Raw genomic sequence first — 21,258 nt, 5'->3', positions numbered from 1 at the left:
AATGTCCAGGGAGTAAGACATGCAGCGAACCAAAGCCCCCTTCCGCGCCGACGAGGTCGGCAGCCTCCTGCGCCCCGTGAAGATCAAGGAGGCCCGCAGCCGTCTCGAGAAGGGCGAGATCTCCGCCGACGATCTGCGCAAGATCGAGGACATGGAAATCGAGAAGGTCGTGCATAAGCAGGCCTCGATCGGGCTCAAGCTCGCGACCGACGGCGAATTCCGCCGCTCCTGGTGGCATTTCGATTTCCTGGCCAAGCTCACCGGCTGCGAGCTGTTCCACCCCGACACCGGCATCCAGTTCACGGGCGTGCAGACCCGCCACGACGCGGTGCGCGTGATCGGCAAGCTCGACTTCCCCGACGACCACCCGATGCTCGACCACTTCCGCTTCCTGAAGAAGTGTGCCGACCAGGCCCACGTCACCGCCAAGATGACGATCCCGTCGCCCGCGGTGCTGCACTTCCGCGGCGGCCGCAAGTCGATCTCCAGGGACGTCTATCCTGATCTCGACGCCTTCTACGAGGATCTCGGCAAGACCTATCGCAAGGCCGTGAAGGCGTTCTACGACGCCGGCTGCCGCTATCTCCAGTTCGACGACACCGTCTGGGCCTATCTCTGCTCGCAGGACGAACTGCAGAAGGCGCGCGAGCGCGGCGACAATCCGGACGGTCTCCAGCAGATCTATGCCCGCATCATCAACTACGCGCTGGCCGAGAAGCCCGCCGACATGGTGGTGACCACGCATGTCTGCCGCGGCAATTTCCGTTCGACCTGGATCTCCTCGGGCGGCTACGAGCCGGTCGCCGAGACCATGCTGGCCGGCACCAATTACGACGGCTATTTCCTCGAATACGACAGCGACCGTGCCGGTGGTTTCGAGCCGCTGCGCTTCCTGCCCAAGGGCAACAAGGTCGTCGTGGTCGGCGTCATCACCTCGAAGTTCGGCGAGCTCGAGAAGAAGGACGACATCAAGCGCCGTCTGGAGGAAGCCGCCAAGTTCGTACCGCTGGAACAGCTCGCGCTCTCCCCGCAATGCGGCTTTGCCTCGACGGAAGAGGGCAACATCCTCTCCGAGGAAGAGCAATGGGCCAAACTCAGCCTCGCGGTGGAGATCGCGAAGGAAGTGTGGGGTGACTGAGCTCGTCGCGTGGGTAGAGGCGAGGCCTCACCACACATCTGTCATTCCCCGCGAAAGCGGGGAATCCAGTACGCCGCGGCTCCTCCGTACCTTCTCGCTTCTCTGGAATACTGGGCGCCCGGCCGGGCCGGGCGATGACAGCTGCGTGTGTGGCGCAGCCCGCATGAGCGGAGCGACATGCGGGGCTGCGTCGTCCCGCAAACCCGCCGTCACCTCTCCGATAGATGGACCTCGCCCGGCAGCATGAATTCGGCCGCAGCGCCTGCTTGTCCTGGCCGAGACCACCCCAAGGCACATCCACGTCAGCTCTTCCGGACCGCGCGCCGCGTCGGCAAAAGGCAGCGGGGACCCGGGTCGGTCCGCTATTCCCAGAGTGGGCAGAATTTGCTAGGAAGAACGCCCCAATCCCTCTGCCCACCGCCTTCCCACTCATGAAAAACGACGAAATCCTGAGCCAGATCACCGAGTTCTGCCGCAAGGCGGACATGGCGGAATCGACCTTCGGCCGCCGTGCGGTGAACGATGGGAAGCTGGTGCATCGTCTGCGCGAGGGAAAGCGCATCACCGTCGACACACTGGAGCGGATCCAGGCCTATATTGCGGCCTCGACGACCGGCGGCCTGCCGCCGCCGCGGGGGCTTCAGGTGCCGCCGGAGAAGCGCGACCCGCGCGGCAATTTCCGCTTCTTCGAGAACCGCCAGAAGTACCTGCTGTTCGTCCACACCTGCAGCGAAAAGCGGGTGATCGCGGACCGGGTTGCGCTGGAGCTTTCCTCCATCCATCCGCGCCCGCCGGCGCTGCGTCTGTTCGACGCGGGGGTCGGCGACGGCACGGTGCTGGCGCGAGTGCTGCGCGCAACGCACCAGCGCTACCCGCACATGCCGTTCTATGTCGCGGGCAAGGAGCTCAGCCTCGAGGATTTGCGCCTGACGCTGGAGAAGGTGCCGGACCGCATTTTCGAGCACCCGGCGTCGGTATTCGTCTTCACCAACATGTTCTACGCGGAGGCGCCCTGGCTCACCCCGGCATCGCCTGCAGCGGCAGCCGCCACCGTCTGGCACGAAGTGCCGCTCCGCGGCGCCTCATCGGGCGAATTCGAGCAACAGATCGCGGAGCTGAGGCCATTTCTGGAGCAGAACTGGCGGGCCGCGATCAGCCCACGCACGGCCATGCCGCTCTACGAGCGCCCCGTCGTGCTCGTGCTCTATCGCGAGGACCACAGGTTCCTGCTCGATTCGACCATTCCGCGGCCGGGGCAGACCGAGGCCAATTTCGACCTCGTCATCGCATCCCAGCCCTACCGGGCCCTTTCCTCGGTCAATTTCCGCGCCAAGCGGATCATTGCACCGCTGGCGCGGGCGCTTCGGCCCGGCGGCAGGCTGATCGGAATCCACTCCCATGGTCAGGATCCGGGCATGGAAATGATCCAGGCGATCTGGCCGGGAGAAAATCCTTTCTCGGTCAGCCGCCATGAGCTACTGCGTGCAGTTAAGTATGAACTGGGATCGGTGGGACGCGACTTAAATTTTAATGCTTATGCGGATAACCGTTCGATCTTCAGGTATGATATGGAAGCGCTGCCCAACGAGGTCACCGGCACCATCGGAACCTCGACGGCCTTTGCAGCGTGGAATGCGGCGGTGTATGTCGCCCAGATTGAGGACGACCGATTGGCGGAAATGACTCAAAACGGCCGCACTCTGGATGCCGCCAGGGACGTGCTGCGAAAATACAATGGGCTCTGGTTTCTCGACGAATCCTACGTCATCTCGCGCCGGCGTGATTGACATCATCAAAAGTAAACATCGCAAACGCCCGCCGGCTAGCGGCGGAACAAGGGGTTACTGATGCGCGCGTCCTATCTCTTCACAAGCGAGTCCGTGTCCGAAGGCCATCCGGACAAGGTCTGTGACCGGATCTCCGACGAGATCGTCGACCTGTTCTATCGCGAAGGGCCGAAGGCCGGCATCGACCCCTGGGAGATCCGCGCGGCCTGCGAGACGCTCGCGACCACCAACAAGGTGGTGATCGCCGGCGAGACCCGCGGTCCGAAATCGGTGACCAACGAGCAGATCGAAAGCGTGGTGCGCGCCGCGATCAAGGACATCGGCTACGAGCAGGAAGGCTTCCACTGGCAGAAGGCCGACATCGAGATCCTGCTGCATCCGCAGTCGGCCGACATCGCCCAGGGCGTCGATGCGCTGCAGCCTGGCGAGGTCAAGGAAGAGGGCGCGGGCGATCAGGGCATCATGTTCGGCTACGCCACCAACGAGACGCCTGATCTGATGCCGGCGCCGATCTTCTACGCCCACAAGATCCTCCGCCTCATCTCCGAAGCCCGTCACTCCGGCAAGGAGAAGGTCCTCGGCCCCGACTCCAAGAGCCAGGTCACCGTCCAGTACGAGAACGGCAAGCCGGTCGGCGTGCGTGAGATCGTGGTCTCGCACCAGCACCTGGTCGAGGACATCTCGTCCAAGCAGATCCGCGAGATCGTCGAGCCCTATGTGCGTGAGGCGCTGCCGAAGGACTGGATCACTCCGAAGACGATCTGGCACATCAACCCGACCGGCAAGTTCTACATCGGCGGTCCCGACGGCGATTCCGGCCTGACCGGCCGCAAGATCATCGTCGACACCTATGGCGGCGCGGCCCCGCATGGCGGCGGCGCGTTCTCCGGCAAGGATCCGACCAAGGTCGACCGCTCCGCGGCCTACGCCGCGCGCTACGTCGCCAAGAACATCGTCGCCGCCGGCCTCGCCGACCGCTGCACGCTCCAGCTCGCTTACGCCATCGGCGTGGCGCGTCCGCTGTCGATCTACATCGACACCCACGGCACCGGTAAGGTGTCGGAGGACCAGCTCGAGAAGGCCGCGGCCAAGGCGATGGACCTCACTCCGCGCGGCATCCGCACCCATCTCGACCTCAACCGGCCGATCTACGCGCGCACCTCGGCCTACGGCCATTTCGGCCGCACGCCGGACAACGAGGGCGGCTTCTCCTGGGAGAAGACCGATCTCGTCGAGCCGCTCAAGCGCGCGCTCTAGTTCTCTTGCGTCATTCCGGGGCGCCGCGACAGCGGCGAACCCGGAATACCGAACCTCCGGATTCCGGGTTCGCTCGTTTCACGAGCGCCCTGGAATGACGAGTCAAACAAACAGGAACCTCCCATGAACGCGAAGCCCGGCTTCACCGATTACATCGTCAAGGACATTTCGCTGGCCGATTTCGGCCGCAAGGAACTCTCGCTGGCCGAGACGGAGATGCCCGGCCTGATGGCCACCCGCGAGGAGTACGGCCCGAAGCAGCCGCTGAAGGGCGCGCGCATTGCCGGCTCGCTGCACATGACGATCCAGACTGGCGTATTGATCGAGACGCTGGCCGCGCTCGGCGCCGACATCCGCTGGGTCTCCTGCAACATCTATTCGACGCAGGATCACGCCGCCGCCGCGATCGCCGCCGCCGGCATTCCCGTCTTCGCCGTCAAGGGCGAAACGCTGACCGAGTATTGGGACTACACCGCAAAACTGTTCGACTGGCACGGCGGCGGCCACCCGAACATGATCCTCGATGACGGCGGCGACGCCACCATGTACGTCCATCTCGGCCTGCGCGCCGAGAACGGGGACACCGCCTTCCTCGACAAGCCCGGCTCCGAGGAAGAGGAAGTCTTCTTCGCGCTTCTGAAGAAGCAGCTCAAGGAAAAGCCGAAGGGCTACTTCGCCGGGATCGCCAAGAGCATCAAGGGCGTTTCCGAGGAAACCACCACGGGCGTGCATCGTCTCTACGACATGCAGAAGGCCGGCACGCTGCTGTGGCCGGCGATCAACGTCAACGACAGCGTCACCAAGTCGAAGTTCGACAACCTCTACGGCTGCCGTGAATCGCTGGTCGACGGCATCCGCCGCGGCACCGACGTGATGCTGTCGGGCAAGGTCGCGATGGTCGCCGGCTTCGGCGACGTCGGCAAGGGCTCGGCCGCTTCGCTGCGCCAGGCCGGCTGCCGCGTCATGGTCTCCGAAGTCGATCCGATCTGCGCGCTGCAGGCCGCGATGGAAGGCTACGAGGTCGTGACTATGGAAGACGCCGCGCCCCGCGCCGACATCTTCGTCACCGCGACCGGCAACAAGGACATCATCACCATCGAGCACATGCGCGCGATGAAGGATCGCGCCATCGTCTGCAACATCGGCCACTTCGACAACGAGATCCAGATCGCGGCTCTGCGTAATCTGAAGTGGACCAACATCAAGCCGCAGGTCGACGAGATCGAATTCCCCGACAAGCACCGCATCATCATGCTGTCGGAAGGCCGGCTCGTGAACCTCGGCAACGCGATGGGCCATCCGTCCTTCGTGATGTCGGCGTCCTTCACCAACCAGACGCTGGCGCAGATCGAGCTCTTCGCCAACAACAAGGACGGCAAGTACAAGAAAGAAGTCTACGTGCTGCCCAAGACCCTCGACGAGAAGGTCGCCCGCCTGCACCTCGCCAAGATCGGCGTCAAGCTCACCGAGCTGCGCAAGGATCAGGCCGACTACATCGGCGTGAAGCAGGAAGGCCCATACAAGAGCGATCACTATCGCTATTGATCAATTCGTTGGATCTAGCCTCGATGCAAAGCCCCGGAGCGATCCGGGGCTTTGTTGTTTGGGTGCATGGCATTCAACTCGCTCTGCGGTTGCTGCAGGGCTGATTGCCAATTGACGACCGGCAGCGACGGGCGGACAATCCTCGGTGGCGGAGGAAACCATGCAACAAGAACATTACGACGTCCTCATCGTCGGCGCCGGGCTATCCGGCATCGGCGCGGGCTATCATTTGCAGACGAAGTGCCCGACCAAACGCTACCTCATTCTCGAGGGCCGCGACTGCACCGGCGGGACCTGGGACCTGTTTCGCTATCCCGGGATCCGCTCCGACAGCGACATGTTCACGCTCGGCTATTCCTTCAAGCCGTGGACGGATCCGAAGGCGATCGCCGATGGGCCGCAGATCCTGAATTATGTGCGCGAGACCGCGAGCGAGAACGGCATCGACAGGCACATCCGTTTTCGCCATCGCGTCAAACGCGCGGCGTGGTCCACGAGCGAGGCGCGCTGGACTGTCGAGGCCGAGCGCATGTCGGGCGAGGGCGCAACTGAACCGGTGCGCTTCACCTGCAATTTTCTGTTCATGTGCTCGGGCTATTACAAATACGAGGCCGGCTACACCCCGGAGTTCAAGGGCACGGCAGACTACGCCGGCCGCATCGTGCATCCGCAGAAATGGACCGAGGACGTCGACTATGCAGGCAAACGCGTCGTCGTGATCGGCTCGGGCGCGACTGCGGTGACGCTGGTGCCGGAGCTCGCCAAGAAAGCGGCGCAGGTCACCATGCTCCAGCGCTCGCCGACCTATGTGGTGTCGCGCCCCGCTCAGGATCCCCTCGCCAACAAGCTGCGCCGCAATTTGCCGGCGCGACTCGCTTATCACCTGATCCGCTGGCGCAACGTGATGTGGGGGATGTTCTTCTTCCAGCTCAGCCGGCGCCGGCCAGCGAAGGTCAAGGATTTGATCCTCAAGGGCGTGCAGATGGCACTCGGGCCCGACTACGACGTCGCGACCCATTTCACGCCGCGCTACAATCCGTGGGACCAGCGGCTGTGCCTCGTGCCCGATGGCGACTTGTTCAAGGCGATTCGCGAGCAGCGCGCCGCTGTCGTCACCAACGAGATCGATACGTTCACGCGCGACGGTATCCGCCTGAAGGACGGCAGCGAGCTTGCGGCCGACATCATCGTCACGGCCACCGGGCTGGTGCTCCAGGTCGTCGGCGGTATCGAGGTGAGCGTCGACGGCCGCGCCGTCGATTTCGCGAGCACGCTGACCTACAAGGGCATGATGTATGCCGACGTGCCGAACATGGCCTCCGCCTTCGGCTACACCAATGCGTCCTGGACGCTGAAATGTGATCTCACCTGCGAATATGTCTGCCGGCTCATCAATTACATGGACCGGCACAATTTCCGTCAATGCATGCCGCACAACGTCGACCCTGATATCACCGCGCAGCCGTCGCTGGATTTCACCTCGGGCTATGTGCAGCGCTCGATCGCAAAAATGCCGAAGCAGGGCTCGAAACGGCCGTGGCGTCTGTATCAGAACTACGCCTTCGACATCGTTTCGTTGCGGTTCGGTCGGATCGACGACGGCGTGATGCGATATTCCTGATCGCGCCGTTGCCTGCCTCTAAGACCTGCGCGCCGCGAGCGCGAGCGCAAGGTCGATCGCGAGCGCGAGCACCATGGCGCCTCCGGCTAGGCCGAACAGAACGAGATAGTCGCCGCCGGTCTGCGCATAGATCCAGGAGAAGCCATAGGCTGCGGCCGCCTGAAGCAGCGCAAAGCTGGTCGTGGCGTGGCTCCACGTCGTGCGCTGCTGCTCGGCGGAATGTGGGACCAGCTCATGGATACGCCCGAGCACCAGCGGCACGATCCCCGGCGTGAAGCCGCCAACCACGACGCTCGACACGATCAGCGATAGCGGCGCGGAGCTCACGGTCGGGAGCAACACGGCAGCCGCCTCGATCAGGAACGCCGCGCGCAAGGCGGGCCCGAAGCCCGAACGGTCGCCGAGGTGCCCGGTGACGAGCGGGCCGACGATCGCGCCGATGCCGTATAGCACCCAATAGCGCGATCCCGCGGCAATGCCCTGACCAAGGCCACGCGCCACGAAATCGACGATGAAGACCATGTGTGGCACGAGGGCCACCGCGTTGAGGCCGTACTGAACCAAGAGCGCGCGGGCGGCGGATGAGGTGTGATGAGGCTTTGCCTGATGCGCGGGCGCGGCTTCAGCCTCGGTTTCCGCAGGCCAGTTCCACCAGCTTACGAACGTGAGCCCGGCCGAAAGCGCCCCGAGTCCATACCAGGTCTGCTGCAAGCCCTGCTGTAGCAGCAGCGGCACCAGCGTGCCAGATGCGGCGACCCCGAGGCCCACGCCGGCAAAGATCACGCCGCCGACGATGCCGCGCCTCGCGGCCGAGATATGCGGCAAAATGACGGATGCGGCGAGCACCATGATGACGCCACCGGAAAAGCCGGACAGGAAGCGCCAGGTAAAGAACCAGGCAAATGCCAGAGGGGTTGCGCTGGCGAAGAACGAGAGGGTGGCGAGCAGCATCATCGCCCGCAGTGCGCGGATCGCGCCGATGCGCGTGGCGAGGGCTCGTGCCGCGAGCGCGCCGGCGAGATAGCCGGCAAGATTGGCTGCGCCGAGATAGACGACATCGGACGCGCTGAACCACTTCGCCGCGATTAGTGCCGGGATCAGCGGTGTGTAGGAGAAACGGGCCAGGCCGAGCCCGACCAGCGATGCGGACAGTCCTGCTATCGCATATCGCCAAGTTTGTTGTGATTCTGATCCCGGCCGCGGATGGAGATGGGCCTCCATCTTCGTCTTTGTCTTGGTCATGTCTTCCTCCGGCACGCACGATGGCGTGCGGATCATCCTGTCCGGGCGGCGCGCCGGTGCCGGAATTCCTGCACGGGGAGGCCGCCCCAGCCCCAATTGTCGGTATCGATCTCCTCGATCACGACGAAGGTTGATTCGAGCGGTTTGCCGAGCACGTCGCGCAGGAGCTCGCTCGATCCCTTGATCAGCGCGGCCTTTTCCTCCGCTGTGATCGACGGCGCTCCCGGCGTCGTTCCTTCGCGGGTCACTTGAATGGTGACGATGGGCATCTCGGGTCTCCTCTCAATGGCCGGCGCTCTGGCCGCCGTCGACGTGCAGGATCTCGCCGGTGACGAAGGAGGCACCCTCGAGATAGAGCACGGCATCGACGATGTCGGACATCTCGCCCATATGGCCGACCGGGTGCAGCGCGCTGAGCTGGGCATGCGTCGCGACTGGGTGCATCGGCGACTTGATGATCCCCGGCGAGACCGCATTCACGCGGATGCCGCGTTTGGCATATTCGATCGCGAGCGACCTGGTCGCGGCGTTGAGGCCACCCTTGCTCAAAGAGGCCAGTACCGAAGGTACGTTCGAGTTTGCATGGTCGACCAGCGTGGTCGTGATCTGGACGATGTGCCCGGACCCCTGCTTCTCCATCTCGGCGATCGCAAGTTGCGTGATGTGGAAGAAGCCGGCCACGTTGGTGCCCATCACGGCCGCGTAGTCTTCGGCCGTGTACTGCGTGAACGGCTTGGCAACGAAGATGCCGGCATTGTTGACCAGCGTGTCGACGCGACCAAAACGGTCGACGGCCTGCGAGACCACGCGCTCCGCCGTGCTTCGGTCGGCGATGTCGCCGGGAATGGCGAGGACGTCATCATTGCCCGACGGCTTGATGGATCGCGCGGTGGCGACGACGCGGTAATTGCGATCGCGAAAACCCTGGACCAGAGCGGCGCCGATGCCCTGCGAGGCTCCGGTGACGATGGCGACCTTCTGCTCGATACCCATGATGGGCTCCTGTTGTTGGCTTTGAGAATGCGCCAGCAACGCTGGCCTGCCCGCTGAGATACCCCGGGCTCCCGCGGCTGCGAATACGCGCTGTCCGCTAGACATTCTTTCGCGCGGCGAAAGAATGGCCGCTCGGCATCCCAGCCGGTTGTCGCGGTAGCGGCGAAGTCTTAGCCTGCAGGCGGAACTTGAGGGGCAGGCGGGAAGCGCATGGATCGTCTGGATGCGATGAAGGTGTTCGTCCTCGCGGTGGACGAGGGCAGCCTTGCTGCTGCCGGCCGTAAGCTCGGACGCTCGCCGGCTGCCGTGAGCCGCGCCATCGCCTTCCTGGAGCAGCGCGTCGGCACCGAGCTGCTGCACAGGACCACGCGCTCGATCAAGTTGAGCGAGGAGGGCGAGCGTTATGTCGTGATCTGCCGTCGCGTGCTCACCGAACTGGAGGAGGCCGACGACATCGCGGCCGGACCACGGGCCGCTCCGCGTGGCCTGCTCACGATCACTGCTCCCGTGGTGTCGGGCGAGATGGTGCTGCGACCGATCCTCGACGCGTTCCTGGACGCTTATCCGACAGTATCGGCCAAGCTGCTGCTGTTCGATCGCGCGGTCAACTTGATCGAGGAGGGCGTCGACGTTGCTCTTCGCATCGGACCGCTTGCGGATTCGGCGATGATCGCAATGCGGGTCGGCGAGATCAGCCGCGTCGTTGTTGCAGCCCCGCGCTATCTGAAACAGCATCCGCGCATTACCGAGCCCGGCGATCTCGCCAAGCATCAGGTCGTCTCGATGGCCCATCTGCCCCATTCCTGGACCTTTGCGCCGCTACTTGGTTCATCGGCTGCCCGTACGGTCCAGTTCACCCCGCGGCTCATCGTCAACAGCACCTACGCGGCGGTGGCTTCCGCGGTCGCCGGGCGCGGCGTGGCGCGGATGTACTCTTATCAGGTGGCCGAGCAGGTCGCGCGCGGCGAGCTCGAGATCGTGCTGGCGCGTGATGCCGATCCGGAAATGCCAGCGCACCTGATCTGCCCGCAGGGCCGGCTCTCGGTACCAAAGGTGCGAGCCTTCACCGACTTTGCCGTGCCCCGGCTGAAGAAGCACTTTGCGCAGTTGAGCAGGAGCATTAGGGCGTAGCAGCCGGCGGCCACGCAATGCGTTGTTTTGCGTATCCGGTTACCCCGGTGAATCGGCCATGCTGCCCGCACGGTTAACGCCGGATTTACGGATCAGTCCTAGCCTGTCTCGGCCGGGGTACTCGCAAGGCCGAGGTAAGCCCAATGGAAGCCCAGAGAATCGCAGTCGACGCCGTCGTCGCGATGACCGATTGCGACCGCGACGCGGTCATCGCTTTTATCCGCCGACTCTATCTCGCCGGCGTGACCGATCCCAAGCGCCTGACCTTCAAGGGCCTTCAGGCACTGTCGCGGGCGTGATTGGGCCGGCTCCGGCCCCAAGTTCTGCGCCAGCGCTCTCTCCGGTGTGATTGCAACCCCGCGGTGAATATCTTGCCGCTTGGGCCCGGTCGGGCTACACGCACCCCGGCTGGATCACTGGGAACGGGGAGATGTTGAAACAGCTTTTTGCGCCGCAGCTCGTCATTCTTTATGTGCTGGCGGCCTCGACGATTTACGTTCACTTCCGCGGCAAGCAGCGCCTGCGCTTCGCGCGCCAGCTCGGCGACCATTCCACCTATCTCGCACCTTACAACGTACTGATGTATGCGGGCTCGGCGGTGCCCAACAAGCCAGTGATCCCGGTCGAGCAGTTTCCGGAGCTCAAGCCGCTCAGCGAGAATTGGGAGACCATCCGCGACGAAGCGGTGCGCCTGTTCGACGAAGGCTTCATTCGCGCCGCCGCCAAGAACAACGACTGGGGCTTCTACTCGTTCTTCAAGAGCGGCTGGAAGCGGTTTTATCTGAAATGGTACGACGACTTCCTGCCCTCGGCGCGCACGCTGTGCCCCAAGACGGTGGAACTGCTCAATTCGATTCCGTCGGTGCACGGCGCGATGTTCGCGATGCTGCCGCCGGGCGGCAAGCTGGGGGCTCATCGCGATCCCTTCGCGGGCTCGCTGCGCTATCACCTCGGCTTGGTCACACCGAACTCGAACAAGTGCCGGATCCTCGTCGACGGCGTCGAATGCGTCTGGCGCGATGGCGAGGCCTTCATGTTTGACGAGACCTTCATTCACAGCGCTGAGAATGCGACCGACGTCAACCGCATCATCCTGTTTTGCGACGTCGAGCGCCCGATGAAGTTCGGCTTCATGACCGCGATCAACCGCTGGGTCAGCCATCACATCGTCAAGGCGTCAGCAACCCAGAACGTCGACGGCGAGAGCGTCGGCGTACTCAACAAGGTGTTCGGCAAGCTCTACGAGATCCATCTCGCCAGCCGCAAGGTGAAGGCGTGGAATCGCAACGTTTACTACACGCTGAAGTACTCGCTGACGGCGCTGATCCTCGGCCTGATCGTGTGGTCGGCAGTGCGGTGACTAGGGCCGTGATGAGTCCGTTGCCGGTCGCGAATACGGAGATCGTGCAATTTTTCCGTCAATGGCTGGAAACCTTCGCGGGCTATGTCCGCGAGGTTGACTATGCCTCGGCGCGGCCGCTCTTCCATCCAGACGTGCTGGCCTTCGGCACGCACAACGACGTTATCTCCGGTCTCGATCGATGGGTCGCGACGCAATGGGATAACGTTTGGCCGAGGACGAGCGATTTTCGTTTCGTGCTTGATCAGGCGTCCGTGCTGGCATCTCCCGACGGCGCGATGGCGACCGTGATCGCGCCGTGGACGAGCACGGGCTACCATCCAGACGGCAGCCCGTTTCCTCGTCCCGGCCGGGCGACGATGGTCTTTTCGCGAAACGCCGACGGCTGGCTGTGCGTGCACTCCCACATGTCGCTCAATCGCGGTGTGCCGCAGGTAAGTCATGCCAATCGGCCGGTGAAGGCCTGGTAGATGCGATCGGAATAGAAAAGGCCCCGGACAGGTCCGGGGCCTTTCGGTTTGAAATCGTCGGACCGTTTATTCGGGCTGGCCGATGCTCACCTTCAGCGTGCCGACGCCATCGACGCCGCATTCGAGCTTGTCGCCAGGCTGGAGCTGCGACACGCCGGCGGGCGTACCCGTCATGATGATGTCGCCGGCGGCGAGCTTCACCTGCTGCGAGAGCTGCCAGATGATCTCGGGCACGTTCCAGATCAATTCGGTGAGGTCGCCCTTCTGCGCTTCCTTGCCGTTGACCGTGAGCCAGATCTTGCCCTTGGCGGGATGGCCGATCTTCGCGGCCGGCACAATGGCGGAGCAGGGGGCGGAGCCGTCGAACGACTTGCCGATCTCCCACGGACGCTCCTTCTTGCGCGAGGCGATCTGGAGGTCGCGGCGGGTGAGATCGATGCCGACAGCGTAGCCGTAGACGTGGTCGAGCGCCTTGTCGGCGGGGATGTTGAGGCCGCCGCTCTTCATCGCGACGACCAGCTCGACCTCGTGATGCAGATCCTTGGTCAATGGCGGATAGGGAATGGTGGCGCCATCAGGCACCAGCATGTCGGCGTGCTTGGCAAAGAAGAACGGCGGGGCGCGCTCGTCATTGCCCATCTCGCGAATGTGCTCGAGATAATTGCGGCCGACGCACCAGATGCGGCGCACGGGATAGCTACCGCTCTCGCCGACGACGGGGAGCGAAGCCTGGGGCGGAAGCGGGATGACGTAGGAGGCGGCGTTCATGCGGGTCTCGCTGCTCTTGAGGTGGAACGAACTCTATGCGGTTGCGCTGATCGGCGCCAGAGCGCCGGAATGGTGGTGCTGCAGGCGGAAGAACGAGGCGTAGCGGCCGCCGCGGCGGAGCAGCTCGTCGTGACGGCCCTGCTCGACGATCTCGCCGCCCTCGACCACCAGGATGGCGTCGGCGTGCATGATGGTGTGCAGGCGGTGCGCGATCACGATGGTGGTACGGTTCTGGCACAGATGCTCGATCGCTTCCTGCACCTGCCGCTCGGACTCCGAATCGAGCGCGGCGGTGGCTTCATCCAGCAGGATGATCGGCGCATTCTTGATAAGCGCGCGCGCCACCGCGATGCGCTGGCGCTGGCCGCCCGAGAGCTGCGTGCCGTGCTCTCCGACGGGCGTGTCGTAGCCGAGGGGAAAGCCCATGATGAAATCATGGGCGCAGGCCGCCTTCGCAGCGTCGATGATCTCGTCCTCGCTCGCGCCCGGTCGGCCGAAGGCAATGTTGTTGCGGATGGTGTCGCGGAACAGATAGACGTCCTGGCCGACATAGGCGGTCTGCGCGCGTAGCGATTTGCGCGATACCGATGAGATCGACTGGCCGTCGATCACGATGTCTCCTTGCGTCACCTCGTAGAAGCGCAACAGCAGCGCCAGCACGGTGGACTTGCCGCCGCCGGACGGGCCGACCAGTGCGGTGACCTTGCCGGGCTCGGCAACGAAGCTCATGCGGTTGAGCACGATCTCACTGGCGCGATAGGAGAAGCTGACGTCGCGCAGCTCGATGCGGGCATCGGACAGCTTCAGCGCCGGCTTGTCGTCGTCGGAATACTCGCTCGCCGGGCTGTCGATAATCTCGAGCAGCATGCGCGCGCCGACGAGCTGGCTGTTGAGGTCGATGTTGAGGCGGGCCAGCCGCTTGGCCGGTTCGGTCGCCATCAGGAACGCCGTCATGAACGAGAAGAACGCGCCGGGCGTGGCGTTGAGCGCGACCACGGCATAGCCGCCATACATCAGGCAGCCGGCGACCGCGAAGCCGCCGAGCATTTCCATCAGCGGATTGGAGCGATTGGCGACCCGCGCCATCTTGTTGGCGTTGCGCTCGACGATCGCGATGTTCTCGTCGATGCGCTTCTGCATGGTGTCTTCGAGCGTGAACGCCTTCACCGTGCGGATGCCCTGCAGCGATTCCTGCATCGTCTCCAGGATGTCGGCGGTGCCGGTGAACTGGTTGTAGGCAAGGCCCTTGATGCGCTTGACCAGCTTGCGCAGCACCAGCATCGCCGGCGGCACCGCGACGAGGCCGATGAACGACATCAGCGGGTCCTGCCACACCATCACGCCGATCATGGCGAGCAGCATCAACAGGTCGCGCCCGACGGCGTTGACAAGCATGTTGAGGACGTCAGTGATCGACTTGGCGCCCGCCGTCAGTCGCGCGAGGAATTCCGACGAATGCCGCTCGGAGAAGAAGCCGACGCTCTCGCGCATCAGCTTGGCGAACAACTGGCGCTGGTTGGTGGCGAGGATGGCGTTGCTGATCTTGGTCAGGATGACCATGTGGCCGTAGGTCGATACGCCCTTGATGAACAGCAGGACCACCGTGATCCCTGAGAACATCGCGATGCCCGGGATGTTCTTGTCGACATAGGCCTGGTTGATGACCTGGCCGAGCACATAGGTCGCGCATGCGGTCGCGCCGGCGGCGAGCGCCATCAGCGCGAAGGCGACGAGATAGCGCCGCCAATAGACGACGCCCTGTTCCATGACCAGGCGGCGAATCAGGACCGCTGCCGCATAGGGATCGTCGGTGATTTTCTTTGGAAACTGGGCCATCCGCAGTCCATTGACGGGGCAGGGCAAAGCCTTCCCGCGCGTCAGGGATCGATGGGCCTCTGTGCCCGCTCAAGCGGGGTTTTTCAAGCCCAATTAGGGGCTTGCGCTTGGGATGATTCTAGGCCGAGACGGCCTGGCGGAGCTCGCCATGGCGCTCGCGGAACAGCTTCTCCTCCCAGGCCAGCGCGTGGGCGGCGATGGTCTCGAGATTCTCGTATTGCGGCCGCCAGTCGAGCAGGCCGCGGATGCGGCTGGTGTCGGCGACCATGGTCATGATGTCGCCGGGCCGCCCGGGGGCGTATTGCACGGCGAAGCTGCGGCCTGAAACCCGGCGCACCGCGTCGATGGTCTCCAGCACGGAGTAGCCGCGACCATAGCCGCAATTCAGGGTCGTCGAAGCGCCGCCATTGCGCAAATAGGCCAGCGCCGAGCGATGCGCCTGCGACAGGTCGGTGACGTGGATGAAGTCGCGGATGCAGCTGCCGTCGGGGGTCGGATAATCGGTGCCGAACACGTCGATCTTGGCGCGCTGGCCGGTCGCGGCCTCAACGGCGATCTTGAGCAGATGCGTGGCACCGACGGTGGCAAGGCCGATGCGCGCCTGCGGATCGGCGCCGGCGACGTTGAAATAGCGTAAGGTCACGTATTGCATGCCATAGGCGGCGGCGACGTCGTGCAGCATGATTTCGGTCATCAGCTTCGACGAGCCGTAGGGCGACAGCGGCCGCGTCGGCGCGTGCTCGGGCACCGGCACCTGGTCCGGATTGCCGTAGACGGCGGCGGTCGAGGAGAAGATGAAGCGGTTGATGCCGCGCTTGACCGCGACGTTGAGCAGATTGCGCGCGGTCATGAAATTGTTGCGGTAATAGCCGAGCGGATCGCGCATCGAATCCGGCACGACGACCGAGCCTGCGAAATGGATGATGCTCTCGATGTCGTGCTGCGCGATCACGCCCTCGAGCAAATTCTCGTCGCCGGCGTCCCCAATGAAGAGGGGCACGCCCTCGAGCAGATAGGTGGAGAAACCCGTGGAGAGATCGTCGATCACGACGACGTCCTCGCCGGCTTCCGCCAGCGCCAGGACCGTGTGACTTCCGATATAGCCGGCGCCGCCGGTGACTAGCACAGTCATGATCTCACCCGTCTTCGATCAACGCGCAAAGCTAGCTCTTGCGTGATGAAGAGGGGGTATCGGCGCGGCTGAACTGGTCACTATGCTTAATGTTGCGTATAGGGACTTTGCGAAACGGAGCATGACGTGGCGAATTTCCCGGCCGATATCGAGGTGATCGTGCCAAATCTGCACAGGCGCTATTCCGGGGTCACCGCGACCAACCGGATGGTGGCGCCGCGCCTCGCAAGGCTGTATCGCGCTGCCTGGTTCGGCTCGGATGCGCCGGAGGGCATCGCGCGCCTCGGCGCTACGGATTTCCTGAAGCTGTGGCGCCGCAAGCGGCCCTTGATCTGGCATGCGCGGCGCAACAACGAGATGATCGCCGGTGTCGCCTTGCGCGCGCTCGGCTGGCCGCTGAAGCTCGTGTTCACCTCGGCCGCGCAGCGCCACCACAGCTGGATCACGCGCTGGCTGATCCGTCGCATGGATGCGATCATCGCGACGAGCGACATCTCGGCCTCGTTCCTGAAGGTGAAGGCGACCGTGATCCCGCACGGCGTCGACACCGACGTCTATGCGCCGCCGACGGATCGTGCGGCGGCGTTTGCCGAAAGTGGTCTGCCCGGGCGCTTCGCGATCGGTTGCTTCGGCCGCGTGCGGGCGCAGAAGGGCACCGATGTGTTCGTCGATGCGATGTGCCGGCTTCTGCCGCGCCATCCCGATTTCACCGCCGTGATCGTCGGCCAGGTCACGCCCGAGCAGACCGCCTTCGCCAACGATCTGGAAAAGCGGATCGAGGCGGCCGGTCTGCAGTCGCGCATCGTCATCACAGACGAATTGCCGATCGAGCAGGTGCAGCGCTGGTATCAGCGGCTGACGATCTACGCCTTCACCTCGCGCAACGAAGGGTTTGGCCTGACGCTGATCGAAGCGATGGCGGCCGGCAGCGCCCTCGTCGCCGCGCGGGCCGGCGCGGCCGAGCTCGTGGTCGAAGATGGCATCAGCGGCGTATTGATCCCGACCGGCGATGCGGATGCGCTGGTCGCCGCGCTGGAGCCGCTGATGCGCGATGTGAATGCGGCTACGGCGATGGGCGCGCGGGGGCGGGCGCGGGTGCTCGAGCGCTTCAGCCTGGATGCGGAGGCGGCGCGCATCGGTGATGTCTATCGGCCGCTGCTCTGAGCAGCCACATTTTGCGCACGCCAAACAATAAGTGCGAAAACAACCCCATGCACAGTAGACGACGATAGCAAGATCAACGACTTGGCCGGCGGCTCTCTTGGTTGCGGATTTTTCGAAGTTCGTTGACGCGTCGGGCAAAACACCTGTGGACAGGCACCATCCCAACATGCCTGTTTTCCGCAGGAATCCGCCGGACGAGCCGGGTGGCGGGTCTCTGGCCCGATCAATCCGAGGATTGTCGTGCGGCCTGCTTCCTGGCCTTCTGACGCAGGAAGCTGACCTCGAGTTCGTCGCCGTTCACGCGATCGAGCTGGCATCGCCGGTAGGCGAGGCCGACCGAGGAAAGGACAAGAAAGAATTCGGCCAGCGTCAGGCCCTCGATGGAGCTCTCGACGCGAAGCGTGGCGGAGTTCTCGGACACGTCCTTGACGTAGCAGGGGCGCCGCCAGGTGCCGTCGATCGCCATCATTTGGGCCGGCAGCGGCCGCTCGAAGGCGACGCGCTGGCTCTCGCGTTCCTCCTCCTTCGGCATGCCCTACTGCTTCGCCCGCGGCTGCACATGAGCACCCGGCGCTCTCGCAGCAGGGGAGGTTGCTGGCCGCAGCCTGCGCTCGTAGGCGCTCGCAAGATCGAGCAGACGCTTCTTGGTGAACGGGTCAGCCTTGGCCGCGAGCTCGCGGATGTGCTCGGCGCGCGTTTTGATGAAATCGTCGTCCATTGGCTCTCCCCGGAAATGCGAGGATGCCAAGTGGTCCCGAAGCTGTAAGTAACATTTGTTATGAGCGCGAAGCTTCGGTGGCAGAATGCGTGGGATTAGAGGATGTTATTGGCAGATCGTCGCATCGTGGACTGGGGGCGTGTTCCCGGAATGGGAATTTCGATTGATCCCATTTTGGGAACGTGCTATGGCAACGAACGTAATAGCAAGAAGGGCACTCAAGGCTTTCTGGGAGCGTTTTCCGAAAGCGGAGACTCCCTTGGGCACTTGGTATGAAATCGTTTCCAAGGGCGATGGGAGCGGCCCGGCAGATCTGAAGAGGGCGTTCGGAAACAATGTGGACTTTGTTGGAGACAACAGAGTCATCTTCGATATCGGCGGCAACAAATATCGCCTCGTGGTCCGCTTCTCCTACAAATTCAAAACAGCGCTCATCAAGTTCGTCGGCACACACGAAGAATATGATGGAATAGACGCGGAGACGGTGTGATGATGGACGTAAGGCCTCTCCACAATGATCAGGATTACGATTGGGCTCTCCGCGAAGTATCCCGCTATTTCGAGGTCGAGCCGACCCCCGGTACGCCAGACGGTGATCGCTTCGAAGTGTTGTCGTCGCTCATCAAGGCGTACGAAGACAATCACTTCGCGATCACCCACGGCGATCCGGTCGACGTCCTCCATTTTGCGATCGAGTCCATGGGACGGTCGCAAGCCGAACTGGCGGCGTTGATCGGACGCAATCGCGCGTCCGAGATCTTGAATCGGGTCCGCCCACTGACGCTGGACATGATCCGGACCATCAGCAAGGAATGGAATATTCCGGTTGCTGTTCTCGCGGCACCATATGAACTGACGCGCGCTCAGGCGTGAACTGTCCGGCTCACGTCTCCGCCCTTACCCCCGCTTCCCCCAGCACCCGCTGCGCGATCGCCACCACCTCGCTCGCCGCGATGTCCCGCATGCAGCGGTGGTCGTTCATCTTGCAGACCGTGCTCTGGCAGGGCTGGCACGACAGCACTTCCTTGTCCTGCACCACGGTTGCGGCAAGGCCGTTCAGCGGCGCCCAGAGATAGGGGCTGGTCGGGCCGAAGATGCCCATGGTGGGGGTGCCAAGGGCGGCGGCGATGTGCATCAGGCCGGAATCGTTGGAGATGGCGACACCGGCGGCGGCCATGGCCAGCACGCCGTTGCGCAGATCGGTGCCGGTGAGATCGCGGACGCCGGCGCCGCCGGCCGCCACGATCTCCTGGGCCAGGCCCTTTTCCGCGGGGCCGCCGACCACCCAGACCTCCAGGCCGCGCTCGACCAGCAACCGCGCGGCCTCGGGATAGGAGGTCCAGCGTTTGGAGACCCCGACCGAGCCGGGGGCCAGCGCCACGGCTGCGCCGGCGCTGAGTCCGTTGGCCTGCCGCCAGCGGACGATGTCCTCAGGGGGCACGCGGAGCTGCGGCACCGGCCATTCCGGGGGCAATGGCGCGCCGACGGGCTGGGCGAGGGCGGCGTTCTTGTCGATGAAGCGGGGCAGCTTCTTCTCGCCCCAGCGCCAGCGGTTGAGCAGGCCGAACCGGAACTCGCCGACGAAGCCGACCCGTTCGGGAATGGCAGCCAGCGCGGGCGCAATGGCCGCCTTCCAGGTCCGGGGCAGCACCAGGGCGGTGCCGTAGTTCCGCGCACGCAGCAGTTTGGCCAAGCTGAGCTGGCGGCCAACAGCGAGCCGGCCGCGCGGCAGGTCCCAGACGATGCCCTCACGCACGCCGGGCATGTAATCGACCAGCGGGGCACACAGCGACGTCGTCAGCAGATCGACCGGCCGGTTCGGCCAGCGCTGTTTCAGCACACGCACAACGGTGTGATTCCGGACGAAATCGCCGATCCACATGTAGGGAATGATCAGGATCGGGCGCGTATCGCTCCGGTCTGGATCTTCACTAAATTGCGAATTGTGATTCATTCGTTAATAGGATTTGGCAGCGATATGGCGTCGCGGTTCGGTTAGCCGCTCCGGGCCGGCAGGTAAAGCCGGCAGAGCGGTGGTCCAAAACGCTTACACTTTGGCGGACGATGCGCTACGGCAGTTATCGGGACAGCAGATCGGGCAGGGATTTCGGAATGTTGCTGGTGACCGGTGGGGCCGGTTTTATCGGGTCGAATGTCGTTGCCGCGCTGAACGAGGCCGGCCGCAGCGACGTCGTCGTGTGCGATCTGCTCGGCGACGAGGGCAAATGGCGGAACCTCGCCAAGCGCCAGCTTGTGGATATCGTGCCCCCGGCCGAGCTGTCTGACTGGCTGAAGGGCCGCAAGTTAGAGGCCATGATCCATCTCGGGGCGATTTCCGCGACCACCGCGACCGACGGTGACCTCGTGATCGAGACCAATTTCCGCCTGTCGATGCGCCTTCTGGACTGGTGCTCGGCGAATGCGGTCCCGTTCATCTATGCTTCCTCGGCAGCGACTTATGGCGATGGCGCGGATGGTTTCGACGATGACGCCTCGCTGCCGGCGCTGAAGAAGCTGCGGCCGATGAATCTCTACGGCTGGAGCAAGCACCTGTTCGACCTCGCCGTCGCCGAACGGGTCGCGCGCGGCGATCAGCTCCCGCCGCAATGGGCCGGACTGAAATTTTTCAACGTGTTCGGGCCCAACGAATATCACAAGGGTTCGATGATGAGCGTGCTGGCGCGCCGCTTCGACGACGTCAAAGCCGGCCGCGTCGTGCAGCTGTTCAAGTCGCACCGCGAAGGCATCGACCACGGCGACCAGCGCCGCGATTTCATCTATGTCGACGATGTCTTGCGCGTCGTCATGTGGCTGCTGGCGACGCCGTCGGTGTCCGGCCTGTTCAACGTCGGGACCGGCAAGGCGCGCAGCTTCCGGGATTTGATGCTGGCAGCCTATGCCGCGCTCGGCAAAGAGCCCAATATCGAATATATCGACATGCCCGAGAGCATCCGCAACAGCTACCAATACTTCACCCAGAGCAAGGTCGATCGCCTCCATCGCGCCGGCTATAACGGCGGCTTCACGACGCTCGAGGATGCGGTGAGAGCCTATGTCGGCGATTATCTCGACCGGCCCGACCGCTTCCGCTGAGGC

22 protein-coding genes are annotated in these 21,258 nt (G+C 63.9%); 13 read left to right on the top strand and 9 right to left on the bottom strand.

Features of this window, described 5'->3' with window-relative positions:
* Positions 1 to 19 precede the first annotated feature (19 nt).
* The 5 genes from LPJ38_RS31750 (at position 20) to LPJ38_RS31730 (ending at position 7,348) form a co-directional block, all read left to right on the top strand.
* Positions 20 to 1,138 (top strand): cobalamin-independent methionine synthase II family protein, encoded by a 1,119-nt coding sequence (locus LPJ38_RS31750; RefSeq protein WP_145628924.1) that lies wholly within the window; start codon positions 20 to 22, stop codon positions 1,136 to 1,138.
* Between the two features lie 431 nt (positions 1,139 to 1,569).
* Entirely contained in the window at positions 1,570 to 2,925 is a 1,356-nt protein-coding gene (locus tag LPJ38_RS31745) for a hypothetical protein (protein ID WP_060736597.1), read from the top strand.
* A 60-nt stretch (positions 2,926 to 2,985) separates the two neighbouring features.
* Positions 2,986 to 4,182 (top strand): methionine adenosyltransferase, encoded by a 1,197-nt coding sequence (gene metK, locus LPJ38_RS31740; protein WP_145628922.1) that lies wholly within the window; start codon positions 2,986 to 2,988, stop codon positions 4,180 to 4,182.
* 123 nt (positions 4,183 to 4,305) lie between these two features.
* Positions 4,306 to 5,727 carry an adenosylhomocysteinase gene (gene ahcY, locus LPJ38_RS31735; RefSeq protein WP_145628920.1) on the top strand — a complete coding sequence of 474 codons (1,422 nt, stop codon included), beginning with the start codon at positions 4,306 to 4,308 and terminating at the stop codon, positions 5,725 to 5,727.
* A gap of 160 nt (positions 5,728 to 5,887) precedes the next feature.
* Complete coding sequence (locus LPJ38_RS31730; RefSeq protein WP_145628918.1) at positions 5,888 to 7,348, top strand: flavin-containing monooxygenase; 1,461 nt, start codon at positions 5,888 to 5,890, stop codon at positions 7,346 to 7,348.
* A gap of 18 nt (positions 7,349 to 7,366) precedes the next feature.
* Here LPJ38_RS31730 and LPJ38_RS31725 read toward each other — a convergent pair whose 3' ends face one another.
* Genes LPJ38_RS31725 through LPJ38_RS31715 form a run of 3 tightly spaced genes read right to left on the bottom strand, consistent with a single transcriptional unit; the run spans position 7,367 to position 9,583 of the window.
* The gene (locus tag LPJ38_RS31725) at positions 7,367 to 8,590 is read right to left on the bottom strand and encodes a YbfB/YjiJ family MFS transporter (RefSeq protein WP_231088459.1); all 1,224 of its coding nucleotides are present in this window, start codon (positions 8,588 to 8,590) and stop codon (positions 7,367 to 7,369) included.
* A gap of 32 nt (positions 8,591 to 8,622) precedes the next feature.
* The gene (locus LPJ38_RS31720) at positions 8,623 to 8,859 is read right to left on the bottom strand and encodes a tautomerase family protein (protein WP_167520254.1); all 237 of its coding nucleotides are present in this window, start codon (positions 8,857 to 8,859) and stop codon (positions 8,623 to 8,625) included.
* A 13-nt stretch (positions 8,860 to 8,872) separates the two neighbouring features.
* On the bottom strand, positions 8,873 to 9,583 hold the full coding sequence (locus LPJ38_RS31715; RefSeq protein ID WP_145628912.1) for an SDR family NAD(P)-dependent oxidoreductase: 711 nt from the start codon (positions 9,581 to 9,583) through the stop codon (positions 8,873 to 8,875).
* Positions 9,584 to 9,793: 210 nt separating this feature from the next.
* On the opposite strand from LPJ38_RS31715, the gene LPJ38_RS31710 reads away from it, so the two are divergent.
* The 4 genes from LPJ38_RS31710 to LPJ38_RS31695 all read left to right on the top strand — a co-directional run bounded on the left by LPJ38_RS31710 (position 9,794) and on the right by LPJ38_RS31695 (position 12,544).
* The gene (locus tag LPJ38_RS31710; RefSeq protein ID WP_145628910.1) at positions 9,794 to 10,714 is read left to right on the top strand and encodes a LysR family transcriptional regulator; all 921 of its coding nucleotides are present in this window, start codon (positions 9,794 to 9,796) and stop codon (positions 10,712 to 10,714) included.
* Between the two features lie 143 nt (positions 10,715 to 10,857).
* Complete coding sequence (locus LPJ38_RS31705; protein ID WP_167520253.1) at positions 10,858 to 11,013, top strand: hypothetical protein; 156 nt, start codon at positions 10,858 to 10,860, stop codon at positions 11,011 to 11,013.
* A gap of 131 nt (positions 11,014 to 11,144) precedes the next feature.
* Positions 11,145 to 12,074 (top strand): aspartyl/asparaginyl beta-hydroxylase domain-containing protein, encoded by a 930-nt coding sequence (locus LPJ38_RS31700; protein WP_145628908.1) that lies wholly within the window; start codon positions 11,145 to 11,147, stop codon positions 12,072 to 12,074.
* 11 nt (positions 12,075 to 12,085) lie between these two features.
* Positions 12,086 to 12,544 carry a YybH family protein gene (locus LPJ38_RS31695; RefSeq protein WP_145629397.1) on the top strand — a complete coding sequence of 153 codons (459 nt, stop codon included), beginning with the start codon at positions 12,086 to 12,088 and terminating at the stop codon, positions 12,542 to 12,544.
* A gap of 66 nt (positions 12,545 to 12,610) precedes the next feature.
* Here LPJ38_RS31695 and LPJ38_RS31690 read toward each other — a convergent pair whose 3' ends face one another.
* From LPJ38_RS31690 to galE, 3 genes are all read right to left on the bottom strand, one after another.
* Positions 12,611 to 13,312 carry a fumarylacetoacetate hydrolase family protein gene (locus LPJ38_RS31690; RefSeq protein WP_145628906.1) on the bottom strand — a complete coding sequence of 234 codons (702 nt, stop codon included), beginning with the start codon at positions 13,310 to 13,312 and terminating at the stop codon, positions 12,611 to 12,613.
* 33 nt (positions 13,313 to 13,345) lie between these two features.
* Complete coding sequence (locus LPJ38_RS31685; RefSeq protein WP_145628904.1) at positions 13,346 to 15,148, bottom strand: ABC transporter ATP-binding protein; 1,803 nt, start codon at positions 15,146 to 15,148, stop codon at positions 13,346 to 13,348.
* 118 nt (positions 15,149 to 15,266) lie between these two features.
* A complete protein-coding gene (galE, locus tag LPJ38_RS31680) occupies positions 15,267 to 16,280 on the bottom strand; it encodes a UDP-glucose 4-epimerase GalE (RefSeq protein WP_145628902.1) in 1,014 nt (337 codons plus the stop codon).
* A 126-nt stretch (positions 16,281 to 16,406) separates the two neighbouring features.
* Between galE and LPJ38_RS31675 the strand changes: the two genes are divergently transcribed.
* Positions 16,407 to 17,444, top strand: coding sequence for a glycosyltransferase family 4 protein (locus tag LPJ38_RS31675; protein ID WP_145628900.1), 1,038 nt, complete (start codon positions 16,407 to 16,409; stop codon positions 17,442 to 17,444).
* A gap of 223 nt (positions 17,445 to 17,667) precedes the next feature.
* On the opposite strand, the gene LPJ38_RS31670 is transcribed toward LPJ38_RS31675, so the two are convergent.
* Both LPJ38_RS31670 and LPJ38_RS31665 read right to left on the bottom strand, forming a co-directional pair.
* Positions 17,668 to 17,976 (bottom strand): PilZ domain-containing protein, encoded by a 309-nt coding sequence (locus LPJ38_RS31670; protein WP_145628898.1) that lies wholly within the window; start codon positions 17,974 to 17,976, stop codon positions 17,668 to 17,670.
* 3 nt (positions 17,977 to 17,979) lie between these two features.
* Entirely contained in the window at positions 17,980 to 18,162 is a 183-nt protein-coding gene (locus LPJ38_RS31665; RefSeq protein ID WP_145628896.1) for a hypothetical protein, read from the bottom strand.
* Positions 18,163 to 18,349: 187 nt separating this feature from the next.
* On the opposite strand from LPJ38_RS31665, the gene LPJ38_RS31660 reads away from it, so the two are divergent.
* Together LPJ38_RS31660 and LPJ38_RS31655 are read left to right on the top strand one after the other, a co-directional pair.
* Positions 18,350 to 18,652 (top strand): type II toxin-antitoxin system HigB family toxin, encoded by a 303-nt coding sequence (locus LPJ38_RS31660; RefSeq protein ID WP_145628894.1) that lies wholly within the window; start codon positions 18,350 to 18,352, stop codon positions 18,650 to 18,652.
* Positions 18,652 to 19,035 (top strand): helix-turn-helix domain-containing protein, encoded by a 384-nt coding sequence (locus LPJ38_RS31655; RefSeq protein WP_231088458.1) that lies wholly within the window; start codon positions 18,652 to 18,654, stop codon positions 19,033 to 19,035. The genes LPJ38_RS31660 and LPJ38_RS31655 overlap by 1 nt, the downstream gene beginning before the upstream one ends.
* Positions 19,036 to 19,045: 10 nt before the next feature.
* Here LPJ38_RS31655 and waaF read toward each other — a convergent pair whose 3' ends face one another.
* Positions 19,046 to 20,116, bottom strand: coding sequence for a lipopolysaccharide heptosyltransferase II (waaF, locus tag LPJ38_RS31650; protein WP_145628892.1), 1,071 nt, complete (start codon positions 20,114 to 20,116; stop codon positions 19,046 to 19,048).
* Between the two features lie 158 nt (positions 20,117 to 20,274).
* On the opposite strand from waaF, the gene rfaD reads away from it, so the two are divergent.
* A complete protein-coding gene (gene rfaD, locus LPJ38_RS31645; RefSeq protein WP_145628890.1) occupies positions 20,275 to 21,255 on the top strand; it encodes an ADP-glyceromanno-heptose 6-epimerase in 981 nt (326 codons plus the stop codon).
* Positions 21,256 to 21,258: the final 3 nt, after the last annotated feature.

This window comes from Bradyrhizobium daqingense, assembly GCF_021044685.1.
In the GTDB taxonomy this organism is placed as follows: domain Bacteria; phylum Pseudomonadota; class Alphaproteobacteria; order Rhizobiales; family Xanthobacteraceae; genus Bradyrhizobium; species Bradyrhizobium daqingense.
This window is presented reverse-complemented; position numbering and strand designations above follow the sequence as displayed.